The following is a 17,603-nucleotide window of genomic DNA, read 5'->3' as shown; positions in this document are numbered from 1 at the left end:
AACATAAAAATATCCTCCAAATCTTACTAAGAGTGAAGCAAGCATCAAATGGCATCAGCCTATTTTTAACGCCCACAACAATTTAAACCACCTGGAAATGAAATACAAGCTTTTTAGAAATACTTTTTGAAAAAAAAGGATGAATGTTCGTCTTTCGCGAACATTCATCTTTATAACAACTGAATAAAACGGAATTTACGTATAAATTAAGGCAAGATGTTCCCTGCTGCTTTATACACTTCATACCATTCATGGCGGGTCAATACGATCGAAGATGCTTGCGCGATTTCTTCGATCCGATGTGGGGTCATCGTTCCAGCAATCACTTGCATGTTTGCAGGGTGACGTAAGATCCACGCAGAAGCAATACCTGTCGGTGTCGTTTGATACTTGTCCGCTAGTTCGGTCAATTTTTCGTTCAACTCTGGGAATTTCTCGTTACCGATAAAGACCCCTTCAAAGAAACCATACTGATACGGAGACCAAGCTTGGATCGTCATCTCATGCAAGCGAGAATATTCTAGAATTTCTCCATCATGATCGACACTACCAGCATCCGTCATGTTGACATGAATTCCTTGATCGATCATTCCCGTATGCATGATCCCGAATTGCAGCTGATTCGCTACTAAAGGTTGGGAAACATATTTTTTCAACAATTCGATTTGACCAGGTTTTTGATTGCTGACACCGAAGTATTTCACTTTACCGTCTTTTTCTAATTGGTCAAAGGCTGCTGCCACTTCTTCTGGTTCAAACAAAGTGTCAGGGCGATGCAATAATAACGCATCTAAATGATCAGTTTTCAATCGTTGCAAACTACCTTCCACAGAAGAGATAATATGCTCTTTCGAAAAATCAAACATTTCACCTGGAACGATGCCGCATTTTGATTGAATAAATAAATCTTCTCTTTTAGCTGCCGTTTTTGCTAACGCTTCTGCAAAAATCGTTTCACATTCACCGCGACCATATATATCGGCATGGTCAAAAAAGGTAATGTCATTTTCAATCGCTGTCGTCAATACTTTCACTGGGTCTTTGGCATTGTTGATTCGCATCAAACCTAAAATCACGCTAGATACTTCTAAATCAGTGGGACCGAATTTAATTTTTTTCACGTAAAGTTCCTCCTTATTTAAACTACATTCTTATTTTAGCACAACAAGATGAAAACGCTACACCAACGTCAAAAAAACCTCCTATAAAATGAAAACCACCAGCACAACCGATTGGTTCTACTGGCAGTCATCCTTTACTTTCAATTTGCATTACGCATTGAAACGTTCTTTACTTCATCGCCTTTGATGAGTTGCTATAGTGTAAGGCTTTGTCACCAATGTCATTTCGATAAAACAAACCCGACAAAGGCAATTTATTGATTGCTTCATAGACGTTCTTTTGGGCAGTAGCTAAATCCTCAGCTGAAGCTTCCACAAGAAAAACACGACCACCAGCTGCCGTCAAATCGCCTTGATCAGCAGTCTCCTCCACTCCTGCATAAAAGAATTGTGTTCCTTCTCCTTGAGGAGATGGAACAGGCATTCCTTGATGATACTTGCCAGGATATCCTTGCGATGCAATCACGACACCGATCGAAGCCGCTTGATTCCAGCGGATCGCGGGCTCTCGATCCTGCAAGAGATCATCAATGATCTGTGCCAGGCTACTATCTAAACGACTTAACACGACTTGTGTTTCTGGATCGCCGAAACGCGCATTGAATTCGATGACTTTCGGTCCATCATTGGTAGCAATCAGACCTGCATAGAGAATCCCCGTAAACGGTGTATTGTTGCGAATCATCCCTTTTGCTGCAGGAAGTAAAACTTCTGCTACCGCTTGATCGACCATTTCTTGCGGAATCTGCGGTACCGGCGTATAAGCCCCCATACCTCCTGTATTCGGACCTAAATCGCCATCGAAGGCACGTTTATGGTCTTGGGCAATGACCATTGGATAGACGGCTTCGCCCTTCACAAATGCCAATAGCGAAAACTCCTCGCCAGCCAAAAACTCTTCGATCACCACTTTTGCACCACTTTCACCGAAAGCATTTTGCTCCAGCATCGCTTCGACTGCTGCGTTTGCTTCTTCAATGGTTTCCGCGACAACCACGCCTTTGCCCGCCGCTAAACCATCTGCTTTGATGACGATTGGCGCACCTTTACGTTGGATATAGGCTTTTGCCTGGGCACTATCTGTAAAGCTTTGATAGTCTGCTGTTGGAATGTGATTGGTTCGCATCAATTCTTTGGCAAACTCTTTTGATCCTTCAATCATCGCTGCTTGGCGATTGGGGCCAAAAATTTCCAAGCCCGCCCCCTGAAAATCATCTACGATGCCATTTAGCAACGGAACTTCCGGACCAACGAAGGTCCAATCAACCTCCTGCTCTTGAGCAAAAGCAATTAGACTTTCATGATCGGACTCTTCAATTGCGACTGTCTTGATCCCGTCTTTTCGCATACCGGGATTGCCCTTCGCACAAAAGACTGTTTCCACTTGAGGATCCTGCAGAAACTTTTTTGCGACGGCATGCTCTCTACCGCCACTACCAATAACAAGTATTTTCATCGTCTTCTCCTATTTCTTAGTGTTTAAAATGACGAACACCAGTAAAGACCATCGCCACACCGTATTTATCTGCCATGTCGATCGACTCTTGATCTTTGATACTGCCACCAGGTTGAATAATCGCTTTGATTCCTTGTTGCGCTGCATATTCAACACTGTCATCCATTGGGAAAAAGGCGTCGCTTGCCAGCACTGAACCGGCCAATTTATTGTTTTCACGGGCTTGTTCGACGGCGATTTTCACCGAACCCACGCGGTTCATTTGACCAGCGCCGATCCCGACGGTTTGCTGTTGATTGGCTAAAACGATGGCATTAGATTTCACGTGTTTCACCGCTTTCCAAGCAAATGCCAAAGCTGCGATTTCTTCTGGTGTCGGCTTTCTCTTTGTCACCACGGTCCAATCTTCTGGTGTTTCCATTTGATCATCTGGTTCTTGCACCAATAAGCCCCCAAGGACAGAGACAACTTCTGGCTGTTTGACTGCTTTTTCGAAATCAACAACCAGCAGGCGCAGATTTTTTTTCTTCGTTAAGATTTCTAGTGCTTCTTCTTCAAATGCAGGTGCAATGATGATCTCAAGAAAAATCCGCTGCAGTTTCTCCGCAGTTGCCACATCAACTGGACGATTCAAAACAATGATCCCGCCAAAAATCGACACTGGGTCTGCTTCGTAAGCTTCTTGGAAAGCTTCAGCAATCGTTTCTCCACTTCCGATTCCACATGGATTCATGTGCTTGAGGGCTACCGCAGTCGGCTCTGTAAATTCTTCTGCGATCCGCAAGGCAGCATCAGCATCTTTAATGTTGTTGTAAGACAATTCTTTGCCGTGGATTTGTTTTGCGCTGGCAATCGAATAGGGCACGGGTAATGCATCTTGATAGAATGAAGCTTTCTGATGACTATTTTCACCATAACGCAATGTTTGTTTCAAAACATAGGTTTTCGTCAAGGTCTCTGTTTCTGTTTCAGCCACCGCTTTGGTCAAGTATTCACCAATCAAGGCATCGTAAGCGGCGGTATGGCGGAAGACTTTGGCAGCTAATTTCTTTCTTGATGCCAAAGTCGTATTGCCTTCCTTCAGCTCAGTTAAAACCCAGTCGTAATCCTCGGGATCAACGACAACAGTTACTGAGGCATGATTTTTCGCCGCAGAACGTAGCATGCTTGGTCCGCCGATGTCGATATTTTCGATTGCGTCGGCTTCTGTGACGTCAAGCTTACTGATGGTTTCTTTAAATGGATAAAGATTGACGACAACAAGGTCGATCGGTAAAATGCCATGCTCAGCCATTGCCTCCATATGAGAAGGCAGATCACGCCGTCCTAACAGACCACCATGCACCCGTGGATGTAGCGTCTTGACCCTACCATCCATCATTTCAGGAAATTCTGTGACCGCTTCGATGCCGATCGGTTGAAGCCCCGCTTGTTCCAAGGCCGTTTTTGTCCCGCCAGTTGAGATAATCTCAAATCCTAAATTGGTCAATTCTTGGACAAATGGTACGAGTCCTTCTTTGTCAGACACACTGATTAATGCACGTTTATTCACGATTCGATAGCCCCTTTTCCACGATTTCAGCTAAAACAGCTGGATAGATTTGATGTTCTACTTGATGAATTTTTTCTGTCACATTTGCTAATGTATCGTCGGTGTCGATCCGAACGATTTCTTGGGCAATGATTGGCCCTGTGTCAATGCCGGCATCGACATAATGAACCGTCACTCCCGTCACTTTCACGCCGTAAGCGAAGGCATCGGCGATCCCAGATTTACCTGGGAAACTCGGCAACAAGGAGGGATGGATATTGATGACTCTGCCTTCATAAGCGGATAATAGAGTGTTGCCGATGATTCGCATATACCCTGCTAAAACAATAAAATCGATGGCATGATCCTGCAATTCTTCGATCAATTTATTTTCAAAGGCTGCTTTTGATGCAAATGCCGCTGGCTCTATGACAAGCGTTTCATAGTCTCTCGCGCGGGCTTTTTCTATTACTGGCGCTGTAGGTTTATCGGAAAAGACCAACCTGATCTGCGCCCCTTTGATTTCATTAGCCTGGATCGCATCGGCGATCGCGGTAAAATTGCTGCCCGTTCCAGAAGCAAAGACGGCGATCCTCATCGGACTGCCTCTTTGAAGCAAACGGCTTCGTTGTTACGTTTGGTCACTTTACCGATCCGGTATGCTTGTTCTTCATTGGCGGATAGAAGTGCCATCACTGCCGCAACATTTTCTGGCGCAACGGCTAAGACCATACCGATACCCATATTGAAAATCTCGAACATTTCTTGATGAGGAATCGCGCCATGAGTAGCGATCATATCAAATATTGGCAACTGCGGCCAAGTGTCTAAGGCGATTTCTGCCGCAAGTCCTTCAGGCAGCATCCGTGGGATATTTTCAACAAAGCCGCCACCAGTGATATGAGAAATTCCAGCTAACAATCCTTCTGTCAATAAAGGTTTCAGTGCATCAACGTAAATTCTCGTTGGCGTCAATAAACTTTCTGCAAGCGTTTGGTTACCAAGTTCCGCAAACGTTTCTGCTCCTGTATAGCCATGCTGTTCAAAAAAGATTTTTCTGACTAAAGAGTACCCATTGGAATGAATGCCTGAAGAAGGCAAACCAATCAGCTCATCGCCTTCTTTAATGGTTTCTCCAGTGATCAAGCGACTTTTTTCGACGATCCCTACGGCGAAACCAGCAAGATCATATTCTTCTGGCTGATACATCCCCGGCATCTCAGCGGTTTCCCCACCAATCAGGGCAGCCCCCGCTTGCACACAGCCCTCTGCGACACCAGCAATGATTTGTTCGATCTTTGCCGGATCGTTTTTACCAACTGCAACATAGTCAAGGAAGTAGATAGGTTCTGCCCCTTGAGCGACGATATCATTCACGCACATCGCGACGCAATCAATGCCGATCGTTGTGTGCTGTTCTTGTTGGATCGCCAACAAAAGCTTGGTTCCTACACCATCTGTCCCAGAAACGAGTACCGGTTCTTTCAATTGGTACGATGATAAGTCAAAACAGCCACCAAAGCCCCCGATTGCCCCCATCACGCCTAGCCGTTCTGTTCGTTTCACATGCTTTTTGATCCGTTCGACTACTTCATAACCGGCTTCGACATCGACACCGGCTTTTGCATATGCATTTGCCACGTTCGTTCCTCCTCAATCATTCATCCGCTTTTCTTCATTCAGCTCATTCGTCGTTAACGCAAGTAAACCAGCGGTCCTTCACTGCTTCGTTTGAAAAACCATTTTTGCCTACAATTTATTCAGCTAAAGACGCGAGATAGTTTTCTTCATAATCATACAAAGGGGTTGGATAATCGCCATTGAAATAGGCCATACACAATCCTGAGTAAGGTGCGTCGAAATCTAAACCGATCGCTTCGATCAACCCGTCTTCACTTAAAAAGGCCAAAGAATCTGCTTCGATTTTTTCACAAATCTCAGCTTCCGTATATTTGGCTGCGATCAATTCTTTTCTCGTTTGAATGTCGATCCCGTAAAAACATGGATAGCGCAAAGGCGGCGAACCGATACGCACATGAACTTCTTTGGCACCTGCCTCTTTTAGCAGTTGCACGATACGGCGGCTGGTGGTTCCTCGGACGATCGAATCGTCGACTAGAATCACTCGTTTGCCTTCGACTACGCCACGAACAGCTGAGAGCTTCATTCGCACGCCTTGCTCTCTTAACTCCTGTGTCGGTTGAATAAACGTTCGTGCAATGTATTGATTTTTTACTAAGCCCAATTCATAAGGAATACCTGAAGCTTCTGCGTACCCGCTGGCAGCAGATAAGGATGAATTCGGTACACCAATGACCATATCCGCTTCGATCGGCGCCTCTTTTGCCAAGCGACGGCCCATATTTTTACGGGCACGATGAACATTGACGCCAGCGATGTTGGAATCAGGACGGGCAAAATAAATAAACTCCATCGAACAAATCGCCGGTTGTACTTCTTGGGTATACTGCTCGATTTGAATGCCTGCATCATCAATGATCACGACTTCGCCCGGTCGGACATCACGAATAAATTCCGCACCGATGACTTCCAACGCACAGGTTTCTGAAGCCACCACATAAGCACCATTGACCATTTTCCCGATTGACAATGGCCGAAAGCCATTGGGGTCTAGTGCTGCGATCATGGCATTTTCCGTCAGTAAAAGGTACGCAAATCCACCTTTAACTTGATTTAATGCCTCCTTGACCCGATCCATAAAAAGCGGTTCTTCGCTGCGACGGATCAAGTGCATGAGAATCTCTGTATCGGAATTCGAGTGGAAAATCGCACCAGCCTCTTCTAATGATTTCCGTAGACTTTTCGCATTCGTCAAGTTGCCGTTATGTGCTAAGCCAATCTGCTGATCAAAAAATTTGAATAAAAATGGTTGAATATTATCAACGCTACCATTACCAGCAGTTGCGTAACGAACGTGACCAATGGCAGCATCTCCTGTCAGACGCTGGAGGACACGTTCATCCGAAAACACTTCCGCTAGCAACCCTAAATCACGGTGACCATTGAGTTTTCCCGCATCATTCGTGACGATCCCAGCACCTTCTTGGCCGCGATGTTGCAAACTGTGTAGTCCGAAGTAGGTGACACGAGCGGCATCTGGATGACCCCAAACACCAAAAACCCCACATTCCTCGTTGAGGCTCTTTACTTCATTAAACATGGAATGGTTTCCTCCCATTTCAATTTCGCCTCAGTAAGGGGCATCTCGATCGTATCATCTTGTGCTTGCATGCGAATCTGGCCATCAGCAGTCACTTCCCCGATCGCTATTGCAGCAGCACCTACCAGTGCTTCAAAAGCTGTTTGCTTATCAGGTGCGACTGAAAGCACAAAACGGGATTGGGTTTCTGAAAACAATTGTGCTGCTGGCAATGACACGGTCACATTTAGACCAAAGCCCTTGTCAAAAGCGGATTCGGCTAAAGCGATCGCTAAACCACCTTCGGCACAGTCGTGGGCACTTTGAACAAGACCTGCTTGGATCGCTGCGGTAACCAAATGTTGGTTCGTTTTTTCTGTTTCAAGATCAAAGGACATTAAACGCCCAGCGATCTTTCCTGTCTGCAGTTTTTGCAATTCAGACCCATTGAAATCAGCATGGGTTTCCCCTAGGACATAGATCACATCCCCTGCTGCTTGGAAATGCTGCGTCGTGATATGCGCCAGCTCTTCGATCAATCCGACCATCCCAATTACAGGCGTTGGATAGACCGATTGTCCGTCCGTTTCGTTATATAAGGAGACGTTCCCGGAGACTACTGGTGTCTCTAGTACACGACAAGCTTCTGAGATCCCGTCAGCAGCCGTAGATAACTCCCAGAATCCTTCTGGTTTATCTGGCGAGCCGAAGTTAAGGCAGTCAGTGATCGCCAATGGACGCCCACCGGAAGCGACGATATTTCGAGCAGCTTCTGCAACTGCGATCTGTCCGCCGACTTCAGGATCTAAGTAAAGGTAACGAGCATTACAGTCAGTCGTCATCGCCAAGGCTTTATTGGTTCCCTTGATTCGTAAAACGGCCGCATCACTGCCGGGTCCTACCACGGTATTGGTACGAACTTGCGAATCGTAGGTTTCAAAAATCGAGCGTTTCGAAGCGATCGTCGGCTGCTGCAGCAGATCCGCAAATACAGACGTTGCTGAATGAATCACTGGAACAAAGTCCGGTGTTTCCTTAAACACTTTGATCCGTGCTGGTTCTGCCATCTCTTTGTAGTAAGTCGGTGCATCTTCAGCTAAAGCATCCACTGGTAAATTAGCGACTTCCTGTCCATGATGGAACAAACGATAGTTGCCATCATCCGTCACTTCACCGATCACGACTGCTTCTAGATCGTATTTCTTAAAGAGGGCTTCCACTTCAGCTTCATGCCCTTTTTTGACACAGATCAGCATCCGCTCTTGGGATTCTGACAACATCATTTCATAAGGCGTCATATTGGTTTCTCGTTGTGGAACATCATCTAACGTTAAGCGCAAACCTGATCCGGCTTTTGATGCCATCTCGGCACTAGAAGAAACCAATCCAGCAGCGCCCATATCTTGAATCCCGACTAAAATGTCCGAATGATCCACGATCAATTCCAAACAAGCTTCCAACAAGAGTTTTTCCATAAAAGGATCACCGACTTGTACGGCGGAACGTTGTTGTTCTTCTCCTTCGACAAATTCTTCCGATGCAAAAGTCGCCCCGTGTATCCCGTCGCGTCCTGTTTTTGCGCCGACATACATGATGGTGTTTCCAACACCTTTGGCTTGCCCTTTTTGAATATCCTTGTGAGCAATGATCCCTACACACATGGCATTGACTAATGGATTGCCTTCATAACAAGGATCAAATGCCACTTCACCACCGACGGTCGGAATCCCAATACAGTTGCCATAGCCACTGATCCCAGCAACGACTTCTTCCAAAAGATATTTCGTTCTTGGATTATCTAACTCACCAAATCGTAAGGAGTCTAAAACAGCAATCGGTCTTGCTCCCATACTGAAGATGTCGCGGATGATTCCACCAACACCAGTTGCTGCTCCTTCATAAGGTTCCACCGCAGAAGGATGATTATGGCTTTCCGCTTTAAATACGACAGCTAGATCATCGCCGATATCCACGATACCCGCACCTTCTCCCGGACCTTGCAGTACCTGCGGCCCATCTGTCGGGAATTTCCGCAAAACAGGTTTGGAATTTTTGTAAGAACAATGTTCACTCCACATCACTGAAAAGAGTCCAGTTTCGGTATAGTTTGGTAAACGTCCCAAAATATCTTCTGAGATCATCCGATATTCTTCTTGGGTCAATCCCCATTGCTCGTATAATTTCGTGTCTTTGATTTCTTGTGGTGTAGGTTCTTTTACGATCATTTTATCCATTTACCGGCACCTTCCCAAAATTTTTCAATAATGAAGCAAAAAACTTCTTGCCATCTTCTGAGCCTAATAAACTTTCCATCGCTCGTTCTGGATGGGGCATCATGCCTAGGACATTGCCTGCTTTGTTGCAGATACCAGCGATATTGTGTAGACTGCCGTTGACGTTATCTTCATAACGGAAAACGATTTGATTGTTGGCAACCAATTCCTGATAAGTCGTTTCATCACAATAATAATTGCCCTCACCATGAGCGACAGGAAGCGTAATGACTTGATCCGTTTCATATTCAGAAGTAAAAGCTGTTCGATTATTCACTTGCAGACGGACCGGCTTGCAAATAAAATGCAATGATTCATTTCTTTGTAAAACCCCTGGTAACAAGCCCGCTTCCGTTAAAATTTGAAACCCATTGCAGGTACCAAAGACAGGTTTGCCTTCATTTGCCAAACGAATGACCTCTGACATGATCGTAGAAAAACGGGCAATCGCTCCGCATCTTAAGTAATCACCATAAGAAAATCCTCCTGGAAGCAAAACACCGTCAAAACCGGCTAAGCTTTCTGCATCATGGCGCACATATTCTGCTTCTGCCCCCATGATATCTTTGATTGCCCACATCAAATCAACATCACAATTTGATCCAGGAAAGACGATCACTGCAAATTTCATAGGGCTGCTTCCTCCATTTGAACTATTTCATAACGGTAGGTTTCCATATTGACGTTTGCTAAAAGTTTGTCACAGATCGCTTCAATCTCCTCTGCTACTGCTGCTTGTGTTTGATTGTTGGAAGGTGTCACTTTGATTTCAAAGTATTTCCCGATACGAATATCACTGACATCTTGATATCCTAAGCGATGAACAGCTCCTTTGACGGCTTCTCCTTGAGGGTCCAAAACAGATTCCTTATAAGTGACGTAAACTTTGACTAAATACATGTTGAATTCTCCTTTTCTAAACGATTTAAAACTTCTTCATAAACAGGAACGATGTCCCCTAAATCACGACGATAGACATCTTTATCAAGATGTTCATTTGTACCCATATCCCATAAGCGGCAAGTATCTGGTGAGATCTCATCAGCCAGGAGCAACTCGCCCTTCTTGGTTTTTCCGATCTCGATTTTAAAATCGATCAGTTGAATCTGGATACTTGCAAAGATTTCCAGTAACGCAGCGTTGACTTGTAGCGCCTGTTTTTTGATCTGGTCCAGTTCCTCTTTTGTAGCAAGACCCAGATAGAACACATGATCGTCATTGATAAACGGATCATCTAAGCGATCCTCTTTGTAGTAAAACTCCACGATCGGCTTTGGCAGTCTGGTTCCTTCTTCGATGCCCAAGCGCTTTGAAAAACTACCAGCAGCCGTATTGCGAACAACGACTTCTAAAGGAATCATGGTGACAGCTCGAATTAATTGTTCGTGTTTAGACACTAATTGAAGAAAGTGACTTGGGACATTTTTATCAGCTAAACGCTGAAAAAGATGCGCAGTGATCTGATTGTTTAGGGCACCCTTCCCTGCGACTGCATCTTTCTTTAAACCGTTCAGCGCAGTTGCTTGGTCCAGATAAAGGACTCTCAACACATCTTCTTCGTTGGTTTTAAACAATTTCTTGGCTTTTCCTTCATAAAGAAGCACTTCTGATTCCATATTCCACCTCAGTTAAGTATTATTTTTCACATAGCGATGACACACATCTTTATTTGTTTATTATTCTAACAACGCTGAAAAAGCGGGTCAACGATTATCTGTACATTTACACATTAATAAACACGAATGTTCGCCTTTTATCCCGTCAAACAAGTTTACCTCTCCCGTTTGACTGGCGAAGGGTTTTATAAAGCGTTTACAACATTCTATTTTCATGCTATATTTAGGTCGTATTGTAGCTACATTCAAGGAGGAGTACTATATGTGGTCGCTAAAGAATCGTGCTGAACTTTTTTTAGCTCATTTAACAGACAAAGAAAAACAACAGCTCCATAACGAATTATTGGCCGTGCAGCAAATCCTTTCCATTAACCAACAAACGAGTTTCTATGTATTCAGTCCCTTCAAAAAAGGGGCACGTCCTCACTATGCAGAAGAACAAAAAAGAGTTCTACAATTTCAAAATGGCCGCAATGACGAATTGATCATTCACCAGATACATCGTCAAAGCTTATTTAAACATACGTATTCTTTCCGTATTTATTTTAATTTAGAAGAAATGGACTTTTCTTTTTTAGACGATCTTTTGCATCTTTTGAAGGAACAAAGTCAAGCCCCTACCTTTAACTTAAGTCACGCTACGCACTGACGGGTGATCACTAAATAAAAATAAGATAAAAAAAACAAAAGCCCGAAATTTTACGGGCTTTTTTTGTTATACTGTTTTCAGACAAAAGAAAGGACACGATTATGCTATTTACAAAACAGTCATTTGATGCTTTTGCTTTAGAAACATTAGAAGAAAGAATGGAAAAAATCCGTTCAGAGATCCAGCCGGTTTTCCAAACCATCGGCGAGGCAGCGATCCCATTATTTGAAGAAAGCTGTCAAGACCCTTTTTATTTGCATATCGCACAGCATCGGCGTAGAACCGTCTACCCTCCTGCCGAAACGTGGGCGGGGATCGGCCCTAACAAGCGTGGTTATAAAATGGATGCCCACTTTCAAATTGGAATCAATCAAGAGTATGTCTTTGTTTGGCTCAGTGTGATCGATCAACCGAAAAATCAAGCAACGATCGCGGAATCTTGGCTGGCTCAAAAAGAATTATTTGATCAATTGCCAGCAGACTTTACGCTATCTCCTGATCATACCAAGTATGACCACTCTCCAATCGCTAAATGGCCAACCTACTTAGAACGATTACAGAAAGTTAAAAAAAGTGAACTTCAAATTGGCAAGATTTTTCCGAAAAAAATGATCGAAGAAGTTGAGATGGCGGATATTTTAGCAGTTTATCAAACGCTGTTGCCGCTTTATCACGCCCGTTTGTCGGCACTAAAGGAGGAACAATAATATGTCAGAAAATCGGCGGTCTCGCAACGAAAAACCAGCGAAAAAACCTAAGCGTTTCGTCTGGCTGGCACTACCTGCCGCCTTATTAGTACTTGGTGGCGGTTATTATGGCTATACGGTCTATCAAAATCGGCAAGAAGAAGCAGCAGCAAAAAAAGTCCTCAATTCCTTTATCGATGCTATATCTGATCAGAAGTACAGCGATCTATCGGCTTTACTGGCCGAAGAAAGTTTGGAATCAAACGGCTTTACCGCAGACGAAGTCTCCGCAAAATACGAAGCGATTTTCACTGGTATCGGTGCCGAATCATTTAAAGCTTCAGGAATTGAAGTAACACCTGATGACAAGGATTCCGATCAATTCAATTTCCAATACAACGGTTCCTTAACCACCTCGTTAGGTGAATTAACCGAGCTGTCTTATAGTGGCACGATTACTCTGGCTGATGACCAAGCCAAGATCGATTGGTCGCCTCAATTGATTTTTCCGGGAATGGAAGGACAAGACAAAGTTAGTATCTCTGTAGATAATGCCACACGTGGAGAAATCTTAGACCGAAACAACGAACCGCTAGCAGAAAATGGCACGCTCTATCAACTAGGCGTCATTCCAGGACAGCTGGGTACGGGAGACGAAAAAACCGCCAATATCAAAGCAATCGCGGAGCGTTTTGACCTAACAGAAGATGCGATCGATCAAGCATTGGCTCAATCGTGGGTCCAAGATGAGTTGTTCGTTCCCTTGAAGATTATCGAACCAACCGATGAAATGCCAACTGGAACAAGTTTAAAAGAAACGACGGGACGGACTTATCCTCTTGGAGAAGCCGCTGCCCAGTTGATTGGTTATCTAGGGAACGTGACTGCAGAAGATATCGAAAAAGATGAAACACTAGCAAGTAACGGACAAATTGGTCGTAGTGGTCTGGAAGCTGCCTTTGACAAAGAGTTGCGGGGCGAAAATGGCGGAAAAATCGCCATCACTGATGAAGACGGTGCTGAAAAATCGGTTCTTTTAGAAAAAGAACGGGCAGATGGTAAAGATATCCAACTGACCATTGACGCACAAGCCCAAAAGACAGCTTTTGACGCCTTACAAAATCAGGCGGGCTCCACGGTCGTCACAGAACCAAAAACCGGTGATTTGCTAGTATTAGCCAGCTCACCAAGTTATGATCCCAATAAAATGACCCAAGGAATCTCACAAGAAGACTATGATGCGTATGAACAAAATGAAGACTTGCCTTTCATCAGCCGCTTTGCTACGGCCTATGCGCCAGGTTCGACCTTTAAGACCATCACGGCAGCGATTGGCTTAGAAAACAGTACGATCGACCCTACCCAAAGTATTGCGATCGATGGATTGAAGTGGCAAAAAGACAGCTCGTGGGGAGACTACTTTGTCACCAGAGTCAGCGATGTAGCTTCTGTCAATCTAAAAGATGCACTGGTTTACTCTGATAACATCTATATGGCACAACAAACCTTGACTATGGGTGAAGATGCTTTTCGTAATGGCTTGTCGAAATTGATTTTTGGCGAAACGTTTGATTTACCGATTGCGATGAATCCTGCTCAAATTTCCAATGAAGAGTCCTTCAACTCAGAGATTTTACTGGCAGATACCGGCTATGGGCAAGGAGAACTGTTACTGAATCCCATTCAACAAGCTGCTGCTTACTCGGTCTTTGCCAATCAAGGGAAGCTGGTCTATCCCCGTTTAGTGAAAGAGGCAGAGCAAAAAGACAAAGAAGTCTTTAAACCAGAGACGATTGAGCAAATCAATCAAGATTTGACAGCTGTTGTCTCAGATGCCAACGGAACGGCACACTCTTTGGCAGCGCTGAACATTCCGCTAGCTGCCAAAACAGGAACTGCTGAAATCAAAGAAAAGCAAGATGAAAAAGGCCAAGAAAACAGCTTCTTATTCGCCTTCGATTCGCAAGATCAAGGATTTCTGATGGTTTCCATGTTAGAAGATCGCCAGGAAAACCAATCAGCAACTGGTTTAGCACCTGATCTATTGACCTACTTAGCTGAAAATTATTAAAAAAGCCGCAACCTTAAGACGGAGGTCTCAAGGTTGCAGCTTTTTTTATTCGGCTAAACCGACACGTTCAAAGATCGTGTCAACTTGTTTTAAATGATGGTTGTAATCAAACGCATCATCCAAATCAGCTTTGGTCAAAACATCCGTGATTGCTGGATCAGCTTCTAACAATGGGCGGAAATCCGTTTGTTCATCCCAAGCTTGCGCTGTTTTCGGCTGAACCAAGTCATAGGCTTGCTCTCTGGTCATCCCGTGATCGATCAATTTCAACATCACCCGTTGGCTGTAGATCAATCCAAAGGTCGCATTCATATTGCGCTTCATATTCTCTGGGAAAACAGTCAGATTTTTGACGATATTGCCAAAGCGATTCAGCATGTAATCGATCAAAATCGTCGTATCCGGAATAATGATCCGTTCTGCCGATGAATGTGAGATATCCCGTTCATGCCAAAGGGAGACATTTTCATAAGCCGTCACCATATGACCGCGAACGACTCTTGCAAGTCCGGCCATATTTTCAGAACCGATTGGGTTACGCTTATGGGGCATGGCAGAAGAACCTTTTTGTCCTTTGGCGAAGAATTCTTCAACTTCCCGCGTTTCTGATTTTTGTAGTCCACGGATCTCGGTGGCAAATTTCTCAATGCTCGTTGCGATCAACGCCATTGCTGAGAAATATTCAGCATGTAGGTCACGAGGCAATACTTGCGTGGAAATATCTTGCGCACGAATCCCTAGTTTTTCACAGACATACTCTTCGACAAATGGAGGGATATTTGCAAAGGTTCCAACAGCACCACTGATCTTTCCAGCTTCGACCCCTTTTGCTGCCCGCTCAAAACGTTCAACATTGCGTTTCATTTCTGAATACCACAAGGCTAATTTCAAGCCAAAGGTCGTTGGTTCCGCATGAACACCATGGGTACGTCCCATCATCACGGTATGCTTGTATTCTTTGGCTTTTTCGCCAATGATCGTCACGAAACGGTTCAAATCTTCACGAATCAAATCGTTGGCTTGTTTCATCAAGTAGCCATACGCCGTATCAACAACATCCGTTGACGTCAAGCCGTAGTGGACCCATTTACTTTCATCACCCAAAGATTCAGAGACTGCTCGGGTAAAAGCAACTACATCATGTCGCGTTTGCGCTTCGATCTCTAAGATACGGTCGATATCAAAGGATGCTTTTTTACGAATCAATGCAACATCCTCTTTCGGTATCTCTCCTAATTCCGCCCAAGCTTCGTCAGCTAAAATTTCGACTTCTAGCCACGCTTGGTAGCGATTTTGATCGGTCCAAATAGCACCCATTTCTGGTCTTGTATAACGCTCTAACATGTTTTTATCTCCTTTAATCCCAAATATTGGTTTGATAGATTTCTTCAGTGGTTTCTGCAATGTCTTCCGTCAAAATAGTGATATGTCCCATTTTGCGACCGGTTTTTGCTTCTTCTTTGCCATAGTAATGAAATTGCCAAGCAGGTTTTGTGGCAATCAAATCATAGGTTTCTGTCAATTCATCTCCTAAGACATTGACCATGACTGCAGGTGAAAGCAAAGAAACTTCCGGCAACGGCCAGCCACAGATGCCGCGGATATGAGCGTCAAACTGACTCATGGAACAAGCTTCGATCGAATAGTGACCCGAATTATGCGGACGTGGCGCCAATTCATTGACATACAAGCCGCCGCTTTTGGTCAGGAACATTTCGATGGCTAAAACGCCTTGCAGATCCAAAGCTTTTGCAATAATGTGAGCGATCCGTTTGGCTTCTTCGGCAACTTCTGGATCAATGTGCGCAGGAGCGATCGTTTGATGCAAAATATTGTTACGGTGGATATTTTCTACCACTGGGAAAGTGGTAAAGGTTTCTCCATTACCGGCAACTAAAATCGATAATTCTTTTTCAAAAGGAATCCATGCTTCTAATTCGCAAGTTCCTTCGCGAAGTAAATTCATGGAAGGCGCCAAATCAGCCGTACTGTAAAGCACGTGCTGTCCTTTTCCGTCATAGCCGCCTCTAGTGGTTTTTAATACACAAGGGTAACCAATGCTGTCGATGGCATCTTGGATGTCTGTCGGGCTGATGATCGTGGCATAAGGTGCAATCACGATATTGTTTGCCTCTAAAAATGACTTCTCTAATAAACGATCTTGAGTGATTGCTAACAGATCGGTGCCTTGAGGGATATGTGAGTAAGGCAAAATAGAGTTCAATGCTTCAACACTGACATTTTCAAATTCATAGGTGATTACATCGGCACGTCGAGCCATTTCTTCTAAAGCAAACACATCATCATAGGCAGCAACAATATGCCAATCAGCGACTTGGGCTGTTGGACAATTGGCAGTAGGGTCTAAAACGCCAACCCGAAAGCCCATTTCTTTGGCACTCATTGCCATCATACGACCTAGCTGTCCTCCGCCAACGATTCCGATCGTTGCGTTGGGCATTAAAGGTTTAATCAAGTTGATCACTACTTTCCAATACGATTTCTTTTAATGTATTTCTTCGTGCGTCTAATTTCTCCGCTATCTCTAAATCATACATGGAAAGCATCTGGGCTGCAAGTAGTCCTGCGTTAGTTGCGCCAGCTTTTCCGATCGCCGTTGTTGCTACTGGTACACCACCCGGCATTTGCACGATCGATAAAAGGGAATCCAAACCGTTTAATGCGCGTGATTGGACGGGAACACCAATGACCGGCAATGTTGTTTTAGCTGCCACCATTCCCGGCAAATGGGCAGCGCCACCCGCTCCTGCAACAATGACTTTAATCCCTTTTTCTCGGGCTGTTTCTGCAAATTCGAACATCAAATCTGGTGTACGATGTGCCGAAACGACTTTTTTCTGATAAGGTATCGCTAACTCATCTAAAATCAAGCAGCACTCCTTCATTGTTTCCCAATCTGATTGACTTCCCATAATCACTGCAACTGCTGGTTTCATTCAATTTTCCCTCCACTGAATTTTTACGATTCTCTTCTGAATAAACCTCAGAAGTATTTTTCTTACGAAAATCATTTTGTTAG

The 17,603-nt window shown here is 44.3% G+C and carries 16 protein-coding genes; 3 read left to right on the top strand and 13 right to left on the bottom strand.

Features of this window, described 5'->3' with window-relative positions; translation table 11 throughout:
* Positions 1 to 206: 206 nt before the first annotated feature.
* From IGJ01_RS07370 to purC, 10 genes are all read right to left on the bottom strand, one after another.
* Positions 207 to 1,121, bottom strand: a complete 915-nt coding sequence (locus tag IGJ01_RS07370; RefSeq protein WP_086317297.1) for an aldo/keto reductase — start codon at positions 1,119 to 1,121, stop codon at positions 207 to 209.
* Between the two features lie 169 nt (positions 1,122 to 1,290).
* Complete coding sequence (purD, locus tag IGJ01_RS07365) at positions 1,291 to 2,577, bottom strand: phosphoribosylamine--glycine ligase (protein WP_087664211.1); 1,287 nt, start codon at positions 2,575 to 2,577, stop codon at positions 1,291 to 1,293.
* A 16-nt stretch (positions 2,578 to 2,593) separates the two neighbouring features.
* Positions 2,594 to 4,129 carry a bifunctional phosphoribosylaminoimidazolecarboxamide formyltransferase/IMP cyclohydrolase gene (gene purH / locus IGJ01_RS07360; RefSeq protein WP_087664212.1) on the bottom strand — a complete coding sequence of 512 codons (1,536 nt, stop codon included), beginning with the start codon at positions 4,127 to 4,129 and terminating at the stop codon, positions 2,594 to 2,596.
* A complete protein-coding gene (gene purN, locus IGJ01_RS07355; RefSeq protein ID WP_430601572.1) occupies positions 4,122 to 4,706 on the bottom strand; it encodes a phosphoribosylglycinamide formyltransferase in 585 nt (194 codons plus the stop codon). Before purN ends, purH begins: the two co-directional genes overlap by 8 nt.
* Positions 4,703 to 5,749, bottom strand: a complete 1,047-nt coding sequence (gene purM / locus IGJ01_RS07350) for a phosphoribosylformylglycinamidine cyclo-ligase (RefSeq protein WP_005236392.1) — start codon at positions 5,747 to 5,749, stop codon at positions 4,703 to 4,705. The genes purN and purM overlap by 4 nt, the downstream gene beginning before the upstream one ends.
* Positions 5,750 to 5,864: 115 nt before the next feature.
* Positions 5,865 to 7,289: an amidophosphoribosyltransferase gene (purF, locus tag IGJ01_RS07345; protein WP_016613330.1), complete on the bottom strand. Its 1,425-nt coding sequence runs from the start codon at positions 7,287 to 7,289 to the stop codon at positions 5,865 to 5,867.
* Positions 7,274 to 9,502: a phosphoribosylformylglycinamidine synthase subunit PurL gene (gene purL, locus IGJ01_RS07340; protein WP_430601571.1), complete on the bottom strand. Its 2,229-nt coding sequence runs from the start codon at positions 9,500 to 9,502 to the stop codon at positions 7,274 to 7,276. Before purL ends, purF begins: the two co-directional genes overlap by 16 nt.
* Positions 9,495 to 10,172: a phosphoribosylformylglycinamidine synthase subunit PurQ gene (purQ, locus tag IGJ01_RS07335; RefSeq protein ID WP_016613328.1), complete on the bottom strand. Its 678-nt coding sequence runs from the start codon at positions 10,170 to 10,172 to the stop codon at positions 9,495 to 9,497. Before purQ ends, purL begins: the two co-directional genes overlap by 8 nt.
* Entirely contained in the window at positions 10,169 to 10,441 is a 273-nt protein-coding gene (purS, locus tag IGJ01_RS07330) for a phosphoribosylformylglycinamidine synthase subunit PurS (protein WP_005230018.1), read from the bottom strand. Before purS ends, purQ begins: the two co-directional genes overlap by 4 nt.
* Entirely contained in the window at positions 10,432 to 11,157 is a 726-nt protein-coding gene (gene purC / locus IGJ01_RS07325; RefSeq protein WP_430601570.1) for a phosphoribosylaminoimidazolesuccinocarboxamide synthase, read from the bottom strand. Before purC ends, purS begins: the two co-directional genes overlap by 10 nt.
* 214 nt (positions 11,158 to 11,371) lie before the next feature.
* Here purC and IGJ01_RS07320 point away from each other — a divergent pair, with 214 nt between their 5' ends.
* From IGJ01_RS07320 to IGJ01_RS07310, 3 genes are all read left to right on the top strand, one after another.
* A complete protein-coding gene (locus tag IGJ01_RS07320) occupies positions 11,372 to 11,806 on the top strand; it encodes a hypothetical protein (RefSeq protein ID WP_005236409.1) in 435 nt (144 codons plus the stop codon).
* A 101-nt stretch (positions 11,807 to 11,907) separates the two neighbouring features.
* Positions 11,908 to 12,513 (top strand): DUF1054 domain-containing protein, encoded by a 606-nt coding sequence (locus IGJ01_RS07315; protein WP_429947551.1) that lies wholly within the window; start codon positions 11,908 to 11,910, stop codon positions 12,511 to 12,513.
* A 1-nt stretch (position 12,514) separates the two neighbouring features.
* Entirely contained in the window at positions 12,515 to 14,563 is a 2,049-nt protein-coding gene (locus IGJ01_RS07310) for a penicillin-binding transpeptidase domain-containing protein (protein WP_430601569.1), read from the top strand.
* Between the two features lie 45 nt (positions 14,564 to 14,608).
* Here the strand turns inward: IGJ01_RS07310 and purB are convergent, their stop codons facing one another.
* From purB to purE, 3 genes are read right to left on the bottom strand one after another with little or no spacing between them, the layout of a single operon-like run.
* Positions 14,609 to 15,907, bottom strand: a complete 1,299-nt coding sequence (gene purB, locus IGJ01_RS07305) for an adenylosuccinate lyase (protein WP_430601568.1) — start codon at positions 15,905 to 15,907, stop codon at positions 14,609 to 14,611.
* A 13-nt stretch (positions 15,908 to 15,920) separates the two neighbouring features.
* Positions 15,921 to 17,039, bottom strand: coding sequence for a 5-(carboxyamino)imidazole ribonucleotide synthase (purK, locus tag IGJ01_RS07300; protein ID WP_172634721.1), 1,119 nt, complete (start codon positions 17,037 to 17,039; stop codon positions 15,921 to 15,923).
* Positions 17,032 to 17,520 (bottom strand): 5-(carboxyamino)imidazole ribonucleotide mutase, encoded by a 489-nt coding sequence (gene purE, locus IGJ01_RS07295; RefSeq protein WP_005236418.1) that lies wholly within the window; start codon positions 17,518 to 17,520, stop codon positions 17,032 to 17,034. Before purE ends, purK begins: the two co-directional genes overlap by 8 nt.
* Positions 17,521 to 17,603 lie beyond the last annotated feature (83 nt).

Source organism: Enterococcus sp. AZ089 (genome assembly GCF_050547225.1).
In the GTDB taxonomy this organism is placed as follows: Bacteria; Bacillota; Bacilli; order Lactobacillales; family Enterococcaceae; genus Enterococcus_D; species Enterococcus_D entomosocium.
The sequence above is the reverse complement of the archived record's forward strand: the minus strand, read 5'-3'. Positions and strand labels throughout refer to the sequence as shown.